This is a genomic window from Coxiella-like endosymbiont of Rhipicephalus sanguineus (assembly GCF_018687865.1).
This window is the reverse complement of the sequence record NZ_NIQB01000052.1, coordinates 1-8526: the sequence shown is the minus strand read 5'-3', so window position 1 is coordinate 8526 and position 8526 is coordinate 1. Positions and strand designations below refer to the sequence as shown.

Here is an 8526-nt window from a genome sequence, read left to right as displayed (position 1 = left end):
CCGACAAGACCCGCACCAATAATAATGAGGCCTGATTTGTTTTTAGAAACTGGCATAGCAAGCATCCTATCATGCCAGAGCCAATTTGGGATACTTTTAACTTTCACCAAACTAACTGGCCTCGCGAGAGAGAGTAAAATCGAGTATGATGGCGACTTTTCAAGCACAGGAAATTACCATGAGCAACAGCTCAATTAAAAATCGATTATTCCAATTACGACAATTAATGCGAGAATTTGGTGCCGATTATTACTATATTCCCGCCACTGACCCCCATAAAAATGAATACCTCCCTCCTTGTTGGCAACGTCGAGCTTGGATTAGTAGATTTACAGGATCCGCAGGAGACGTCATTGTGGGAATGGATAATGCCTTTCTGTGGACCGACCCTCGGTATTTCTTACAAGCAGAACAGCAGCTTGATAGCACGCTTTTTGAATTAATGAAAATGGGTCAAGGTGAAACGCCCAGTATCGATCAATGGTTACGTGAGCAAAAAGGACCCATCATCTTTGCTACAGACCCTCAAGTTATTAGCATCCGCCAAGTAGAAAAAATTGAGAAGGCCTTGCTCCCAAAGAAAGGAAAACTTCTATTGCTAGACAATAATCTCGTGGACCAATTATGGAAAGATCGTCCAGCGCTCCCAAACCATCCCATTCGACTCCACCCCGAACAATATGCTGGGGTAAGTGCTGAAGAAAAACTTGTCACTCTTCGTAGAATTCTGCAATCTGAAGGCGCAGATGTTCTGGTAATGAATATTCTTGATGCTATTGCCTGGCTATTTAATATTCGAGGAAATGATATTGATTACAATCCACTCGCTTTAAGTTACGCCATAGTCACGCAAAATGAGTCCTTCTTATTTACAGACTCACAAAAGCTTACTGAAGAGGATAAAATCTACTTCAAAAAGATTAAGGTCCAAATAAAATCTTACCACACTTTGGGAGAAGCCCTTGCCAACTTGTCGGACTGTGTTTGGATTGATCCTGAAACAACCAATTGGTGGATCCGAAAACAGTTGGAAAATGCCAAAAATTTTATTTATAAACCCTCCCCTATTACATTACCCAAAGCACTTAAAAATCCCGTAGAAAAAAAAGGTGCACAAGAAGCACATATCCTTGACGCTATCGCCATGGTACGCTTTTTACATTGGCTGGAAAACCACTGGCAAGAAGGCGTGAGTGAAATAACGGCTGCTCAAAAATTAGAAGCCTTTCGTCGAGAAGACTCGCGCTGTTTAGATTTAAGCTTTCCCAGTATTAGTGGTTTCGGCTCTCATGGGGCCATCGTACATTATGCAGCTACACCAGAAACTGACATCTCTATCGATGATTCTACACTTTATTTGATCGATTCGGGTGGGCAGTATCTCTCAGGGACTACTGACATTACTCGCACTATTCACTTAGGAAATCCCACGCAAGAACAAATGCATCTTTATACCTTAGTCCTTAAAGGACACCTTGCGATTCGCCACACAATCTTCCCGAAAGGAACGTGTGGGGAACACCTCAATACTTTTGCCCACCAATTTTTGTGGCGTGAAGCACTAGATTATGGTCACGGGACTGGACACGGCGTCGGAAGCTATTTGTGCGTGCATGAAGGACCCCAAGCCATCACGGCCCGCTATACACAAATTCCCCTGCAACCAGGCATGATCGTAAGCAACGAGCCTGGCGTTTACATAACCAATCAATATGGAATCCGAATTGAAAACCTCTGTTTGGTTACTGAAAAATTCAAAGCGAACGACAGTATGACAGGTCACGGCCCTTTTTATGGCTTTGAAGACCTTACATTAGTTCCCTATTGTCGAAAACTCATTAACCTACCAGATCTTTCTGAGCAAGAAATTCAACAGGTTAATAATTACCATCAGCAAATTTACCTCGTATTAAAAGATTTATTACCGAATAACGAATTAAATGACTGGTTGCACCAAGCAACAGCACCACTCTGAGAAAACTATCTAAGGTTGACCTAATTAGGGGAAGACATTATTCTTAATTTATAAATCAATACTTAAGTAAAAGAAATACTAAGAGGATATCCCAGGGATGCAACCACCGCACACTATTGAACTCAGTGAACTCGAATATCAAGTAAATCACTTATTGCGTTCATTAGAGCGTTTAAAAACAGAAAATAATATGCTACGGCAAAAATTAGCAAATAATGTGCGGGAACGATCTTTATTGGTAGAAAAAAATCTTCATGCCGCTCAGAAAATAAAAAAAATAATCGCACAATTAAGGGAAGAAATGCCATGAGTTATGTTGAGCAAAATATTATTTTGGTAAAAATTCTCGACCGCAGTTATAAAATTAAATGCCCTCCCGAACAAGCGCAAGCGCTTCAACAAGCTGCTAACTATGTCGATGGGCAAATTCGGAAAATGCGTCAAACCGTAAACATCAATAGTACCGAACATATAACTATAGTAACGGCTCTAAATATCTGCCATGAACTCATGCAGTTGCGTAAACAAAAAAATAATTATATCGATGTTATGAACCAACGTATTCAGGACCTTCAACGACGCATTGAAAATTTCCTGGAAACTAACGAAGAAATTGCTGTATAATTATAGTGTCCTCTGTGAATGTCGTTGCAAGTACCGCATATTTGAACCGATACGAATATGATAGGGAATTGGCTGTGGTTACACTGTTGAGCAAGCCCATCGAATTCATATCACCGATGGGGAGCCTGAGGTAGTGCCCGCCTACTCCCACTTGAGCCTTTGGGTTCAATCAACGGCTTGCGACGACGTCATAGAGGTTTTTAATGAATTCAGCCCCTGACAAAAAGCACCTACGCGCCCTTCTTCGTCATCGCCGTAGCGCTCTTTTTCTTCAAGAGCAAACTTATGCGGCCCAAGCCGTTTATAATAAAATAATGACGCTCAACCCTTTTGAAGTTAGTAAAAATATTGCGTTTTACAAGGCACACGATGGTGAAGTGAGTATTGACAAAGTGCTCACAAAAGCACAGACAATCCGAAAAAATTGTTATTTGCCTGTCTTACATTCTTATCAGCACCACTTAGATTTTTATTCCTGTCATTTAGAAAACCCTTTAATTAAAAACCGTTTTGGCATTGAAGAGCTAATATCTTTCAAGAAAAACTTATTTCCATAGCCGATCTCGATTTAATTTTCCTACCCTTAGTCGTCTTTGACAAAAGGGGTAATCGGTTGGGCCGTGGCGCAGGATATTATGATCGGGCTTTAGCACCTTTAAAAGATAGAGCTTTTAAAAAACCGGTATTGGTAGGTATCGCTTACAACTTTCAAAAAATCAACAAAATCCCCATCGAAAAATGGGATGTTCCATTAAATTTTGTTATAACAGAAAAAACAACTTATCAATTTTAACATGCCATAGTTAAAATTTCTTGCCATTCCGTTTTTGTAACCAGAGTAATCAGGAACCGATTCCCTTTACGAAAAATAATCATATCCTTTAATCGGGGGGGGAATCCGCAGCTCCTCCAATGTTACAGTTCGATCAAATTTTTTCTTAAATTGAATATCTACCATAAACCAGCGGGACTTTTCAGGTAAGCTTTTGGGATCCGTAATACTTACTTCTTTTATTAAAAATGGTAGTATCAGGATAGGCTTCTCACACGATTTTTACCACTCCTACAATCCCGAGTTCTTTACAGTTGGAATAATACAAATTGGAATAATATAAAAAAGCATACTCATTTTTTTCATTCCTTCTCGCATGAAATTGCGTGTTTGATAATTACGAACACCATCCTATTGCTTAATTTTATTTTGCTTCAAATCATCGATGCTAAATATGGAAAGTTCCGTTTTAAACAACCAAAACACTTATCGTCTTTTCCGCAACAAGAATCCGATAAATAAAAATATTATTAATAATTGGGTATTACAATTTGAAAAATAATGGCCAAAAGCGTCCAAATAAAGCCAATAATTCCTAAAACTAAAATGCCAGCGCACCCCCATCCCAAAAAAACAAAAAAGCATAATGGTAATACTCAATACTGTAATGTTCGTAACCACCACACCTCAAGCTGCAGCAGTAACGCAGTAACTACTAACGTTAATCCAAGCAAAGGCAAAACTAAATGCCAACCCCACACCAATAAATTATAATAATCGTATGTACCCAGGGAAAAGTTCGACGATTGGGCTGTTCTATAGTTAACTCCTTAAGCAAGCATTAATAACATCATAGATTTTAACTACCCGAGTTCCAATAGAGTGACCCTCCTAATCATTTACAACAAGAAATCCTGCCTCCTTCCATGCAATAACCCCCCACCCATTGATAACACATTACGATAGCCCATTTTTTGAATACTATCTGCAGCAAGAGCGGAACGGAAGCCACCTCCGCAATACAAGACTAATTTTCGCTGATTATTAGGGATCACTTTCTCGAGCTCTCTTTCAATGACACCTTTCCCCAAATGGATAGCTCCCGGGAGGTGACCATTATCCCATTCGCTTTCTTCGCGAACATCGATAAGATCAAAGTCCTCCCCTTCTTCGATCATTTTTTTAACGGAATAGATATCCGTTTCTTCCACATTAACTTTAGCAGCGGTGACTAATGCCATAAAACAAGGACTGTGCTGTTTTTTCATGGATTTTTCTTCTCTAAACTTCAATTTTAGCAAGATTTCCTTTTTTCTCTAACCACTTGCGACGATCTGCAGCCCGCTTCTTAGTTAACAACATATCCAAAAGCTGTTCCGTTTTATCTTTAGCTTTTACTATTAATTGAACTAAGCGACGAGTATAGGGATTCATAGTGGTTTCTCGGAGTTGACTAGGATTCATTTCTCCCAATCCTTTAAACCGCTGGATATTAATAGGGCCTTTTATTTTTTCAGCTTTGATACGGTCTAAAATACCTTCTTTTTCATCTTCGTCCAATGCATAAAAAATCTTTTTACCGACATCAATGCGATAAAGTGGCGGCATTGCGACAAACACATGACCTTTTTCTACTAAAGGATAAAAATGTTTCATAAAAAGGGCACAGAGTAGCGTTGCAATATGATAACCGTCCGAATCAGCATCCGCTAAAATACAAATTTTTCCATAACGAAGACCTTCTAAATTAGAAGAGTCGGGGTCAACACCAATTGCAATAGCAATATCATGTACTGCTTGAGAAGCTAGTACTTGCTCGGCGTCTACTTCCCAGGTATTTAATATTTTTCCACGTAATGGCATAACAGCTTGAAAATTTTTATCACGAGCTTGTTTTGCCGAGCCACCAGCGGAATCTCCTTCTACTAAAAACAATTCAGATTGCATGGCATCCGATAAAATACAATCTGCTAATTTTCCAGGCAATGCTGGGCCCATGGTTACTTTTTTACGTTCTACTTTTTTGCTAATACACAATCGCTTTTGGGCATTAGCAATAGCCAGGTCAGCCAATGCTTTTCCTATTTCCACATTGTGATTAAGCCATAAACTAAAAGCGTCCTTTACCACTCCGGTCACAAACACTTCAGATTGACGCGATGTTAATCGTTCTTTGGTCTGCCCCGAGAATTGAGGTTCTTGTATTTTTACAGACAATACATAGCGACACTGCTCCCAAATATCTTCTCCTGTTAATTTTAAATTTCGAGTCAACAACTTATGAATTTCGCAAAATTCGCGCATTGCTTCCAATAATCCAGTACGCAATCCATTGACATGCGTCCCACCTTGTAAGGTAGGAATTAAATTCACATAACTTTCCTTAATACCTTCTTCCCCTTCAGGAAGCCAAGTAACCGCCCAATCCACCATTTCTTGAGCTCTCTCAAAACTTCCTATCCAAGGCTCCTCTGGCAAACGTTCGCAGTCACGGACAGTATTCAACAAATAGGTTCTTAATCCTTCTGCGTAATACCATTCAAGGTGTTGTCCGGTGTGTTCGTCGGTAAACCGAACCATTAATCCAGGACACAAAACTGCCTTCGCGCGTAGAGTATGCTTTAAAGCAGAGATGCTAAATTTGGGACTATCAAAATACTGAGCATCGGGCCAGAATCGAATACTAGTTCCTGTTTCTTGCTTACCACATGAGTCGACGGCATGTAATTTTAATATTTTTTCACCATTCGCAAAATCCATTTGATAAATTTTCCCTTCCTTTTTCACTTGAACAATTAATTTTTTTGATAGTGCATTTACAACGGAAATACCAACACCATGCAATCCGCCCGAATATTCATAAGTTTTATTGGAAAATTTAGCACCCGCATGAAGACGGGTAAGAATTAATTCGACCCCAGAAACCTTATGTTCGGGATGAATATCAATCGGCATTCCGCGGCCATCATCAATAATTTCAAATGAGCCATCTTTATAGAGAACCACTTCAACATTACGCGCAAATCCCGCAATCGCTTCATCCACACTATTATCAATAGCTTCATGAGCAAGGTGATTAGGACGCGAAGTATCGGTATACATACCCGGGCGTCGCTTTACCGGTTCCAAGCCACTTAAAACTTCAATAATCTCGGCCGTGTAGCCTTTTTTACCTATCTTTTGTGTTGCTTTCGCCATTTTCTTACCTTTACTAGAGGCTTTTAGAAAATTATTTTAACTACATTTTATATTGCATCGGAATATGATCCACGTTATTGTGCTTAGTTTCTTGATACTCACTGTTTCTGAGCAGCGGGTAAATGATAAGTGGATTGTACTAAGCTTATGCGTTATCTGTATACTTTGTTGTTTTATGCAGCTTTTCCTTTTGTCTTGCTTCGAATGTTATGGCGGTCCTGCAAAGTTAAAGGTTATCGTTATCGTCTTTTAGAACGTTTTGGATACATCGCTGCTCTGAATTCGAATGAAAAATCTCTCTGGCTTCATGCTGTTTCAGTGGGAGAAGTTATTGCTGCTATTCCGCTCATTAAAGCTTTGTTGGAAGGTTATCCGCAATATACTTTGGTAGTTACTACCACTACCCCTACCGGTTCCGAACAAGTTTATAAAAATTTTGGAGATCAAATTCGCCACGTATATTTTCTCTATGATCTACCAGGCCCCGTTAATCGATTTTTAAACCGCATTCATCCGCAATTGGCCATTATCATGGAAACCGAACTTTGGCCTAATGTACTGTATTATTCGCATCGAAAAAGAATTCCCATCCTCCTAGCGAATGCTCGCTTATCTGAACGTTCTATGCATAATTATCGGCGCATTGCTCAAGTTACCCGAAAAATGCTCTCACAAATCACGTGCGTTGCAGCCCAAAGTGATCTCGACGGCAAGCGCTTTCTCCAGCTTGGATTACCCTCCAATCGTTTACTCGTTACCGGAAATATAAAATTTGATTTACACTTACCTGAATCTTTAATCGATGAAGGAAAAAGTTTACGGAGAAATTGGGGACTTCGTCCGACCTTAATTGCTGCCAGCACTCATGAAGGGGAAGAGATTATCATTCTTGAGGCCTTTCGCCAATTACGCCATCAATTTCAAGATGCTCTTTTAATTTTAGTTCCTCGTCACCCTGATCGATTTGATAAGGTGGCTCGTCTTTGTGAATCCACTGGTTTTTCGATCGCTAAGCGCAGTTTACATAGAATCCCCCATTCCCACGCAGACATTTTACTCGGCGATACAATGGGTGAGTTGCGCTTGCTTTATGCGGCGAGCGATGTGGCTTTTGTAGGCGGCAGCTTAGTTCCAATAGGGGGACATAATTTAATTGAGCCCGCTGCGGTTCGTCTTCCCATTATTAGCGGGCCTAATTTGCAAAATTTCGTGGCAATAAGTGATTTACTAAAAACTGCTAATGCACTGATAATTGTTTCTGATAGCAAAAACCTTTTTGCCAACGTAGCGCGATTATTTAATAATCCACAAGAAAGAAAAAATCTTGGAAAACGAGCCTACCAAGTCAGTACACTAACACGGGAGCACTTGATCGGCATATAAAATGGATCGATACTGAATTAACTAAAGGACGCCTAAAAGGTAACAAGTCTTCCCGAGCCGAGCTACCAGCTACCTTTCATTGAACCCTTCGTTTAACACCCTCACCCTCAATAGGGCATCAAAAAGCTCTATCATTTCGTCACAGGCAGCTGTGTTTCAGTAATTGCCAAATTACTCATCGTAGCTAACCGTTAGAAGGGCCCAACACAGCCGAACCCAGGGCTTTTCTTTTTGCAGAGCAGGAGGGGAGGTAAAAGTTTCAAAGCTATCACCGCATCATGCGCCGCTTCATTTTGGGTGGAAAAGTTTCCATAGTTTCCATATATTACTTTCTACCAGCCTTTCTGATAAACAATCTTAAGCTTGAACGGTGTGTGCTTTGTGTGCTTTTTCCTAGAGCTTTCTGTATCAAACTTTTTTACGAGAGGCAAATAATTGCACTACGAAATGGTGTCCTTTTGGAGTAATTGCGACAACCTGGCGTCGATTGTTATGAAGGCAATGGAAGGTTGAGCTCGTTCTGCCTAATAAAGGGGTCCCCAACCGTAGTAGTATGTTGCAGTCTGCTAGGTTT

The 8526-nt window shown here is 40.1% G+C and carries 8 protein-coding genes and 1 pseudogene; 6 read left to right on the top strand and 3 right to left on the bottom strand.

The features are described from left to right. The first annotated feature begins 145 nt into the window (after positions 1-145). The 5 genes from B1F79_RS03175 to B1F79_RS03155 all read left to right on the top strand — a co-directional run bounded on the left by B1F79_RS03175 (position 146) and on the right by B1F79_RS03155 (position 3392). The gene (locus tag B1F79_RS03175; RefSeq protein ID WP_251365967.1) at positions 146-1975 is read left to right on the top strand and encodes an aminopeptidase P family protein; all 1830 of its coding nucleotides are present in this window, start codon (positions 146-148) and stop codon (positions 1973-1975) included. Positions 1976-2072: 97 nt separating this feature from the next. After that, complete coding sequence (locus B1F79_RS03170) at positions 2073-2285, top strand: TIGR02449 family protein (RefSeq protein WP_251365966.1); 213 nt, start codon at positions 2073-2075, stop codon at positions 2283-2285. Next, positions 2282-2599 (top strand): cell division protein ZapA, encoded by a 318-nt coding sequence (locus B1F79_RS03165; RefSeq protein ID WP_251365965.1) that lies wholly within the window; start codon positions 2282-2284, stop codon positions 2597-2599. The genes B1F79_RS03170 and B1F79_RS03165 overlap by 4 nt, the downstream gene beginning before the upstream one ends. A gap of 203 nt (positions 2600-2802) precedes the next feature. After that, entirely contained in the window at positions 2803-3156 is a 354-nt protein-coding gene (locus B1F79_RS03160) for a 5-formyltetrahydrofolate cyclo-ligase (protein ID WP_251365964.1), read from the top strand. Beyond that, complete coding sequence (locus B1F79_RS03155) at positions 3129-3392, top strand: 5-formyltetrahydrofolate cyclo-ligase (protein WP_308159728.1); 264 nt, start codon at positions 3129-3131, stop codon at positions 3390-3392. Before B1F79_RS03160 ends, B1F79_RS03155 begins: the two co-directional genes overlap by 28 nt. Before the next feature lie 66 nt (positions 3393-3458). Here B1F79_RS03155 and B1F79_RS03150 read toward each other — a convergent pair whose 3' ends face one another. The 3 genes and pseudogenes from B1F79_RS03150 to parE form a co-directional block, all read right to left on the bottom strand. Further along, on the bottom strand, positions 3459-3557 hold the full coding sequence (locus tag B1F79_RS03150) for an EVE domain-containing protein (RefSeq protein ID WP_251365963.1): 99 nt from the start codon (positions 3555-3557) through the stop codon (positions 3459-3461). A gap of 705 nt (positions 3558-4262) precedes the next feature. Beyond that, positions 4263-4639, bottom strand: a pseudogene (locus B1F79_RS03145) (rhodanese-like domain-containing protein). 13 nt (positions 4640-4652) lie between these two features. Next, positions 4653-6569: a DNA topoisomerase IV subunit B gene (gene parE / locus B1F79_RS03140; RefSeq protein WP_251365961.1), complete on the bottom strand. Its 1917-nt coding sequence runs from the start codon at positions 6567-6569 to the stop codon at positions 4653-4655. A gap of 129 nt (positions 6570-6698) precedes the next feature. Between parE and waaA the strand changes: the two genes are divergently transcribed. After that, on the top strand, positions 6699-7952 hold the full coding sequence (gene waaA / locus B1F79_RS03135; RefSeq protein ID WP_251365960.1) for a lipid IV(A) 3-deoxy-D-manno-octulosonic acid transferase: 1254 nt from the start codon (positions 6699-6701) through the stop codon (positions 7950-7952). Positions 7953-8526 lie beyond the last annotated feature (574 nt).

Excerpts from the sequence above, each read along its gene's own strand:
- B1F79_RS03160 (WP_251365964.1), top strand. The coding sequence starts at position 2,803 with ATGAATTCAGCCCCTGACAAAAAGCACCTACGCGCCCTTCTTCGTCAT.
- parE (WP_251365961.1), bottom strand. The coding sequence starts at position 6,569 with ATGGCGAAAGCAACACAAAAGATAGGTAAAAAAGGCTACACGGCCGAG.
- B1F79_RS03165 (WP_251365965.1), top strand. The coding sequence starts at position 2,282 with ATGAGTTATGTTGAGCAAAATATTATTTTGGTAAAAATTCTCGACCGC.
- B1F79_RS03170 (WP_251365966.1), top strand. The coding sequence starts at position 2,073 with ATGCAACCACCGCACACTATTGAACTCAGTGAACTCGAATATCAAGTA.
- B1F79_RS03175 (WP_251365967.1), top strand. The coding sequence starts at position 146 with ATGATGGCGACTTTTCAAGCACAGGAAATTACCATGAGCAACAGCTCA.
- B1F79_RS03150 (WP_251365963.1), bottom strand. The coding sequence starts at position 3,557 with ATGGTAGATATTCAATTTAAGAAAAAATTTGATCGAACTGTAACATTG.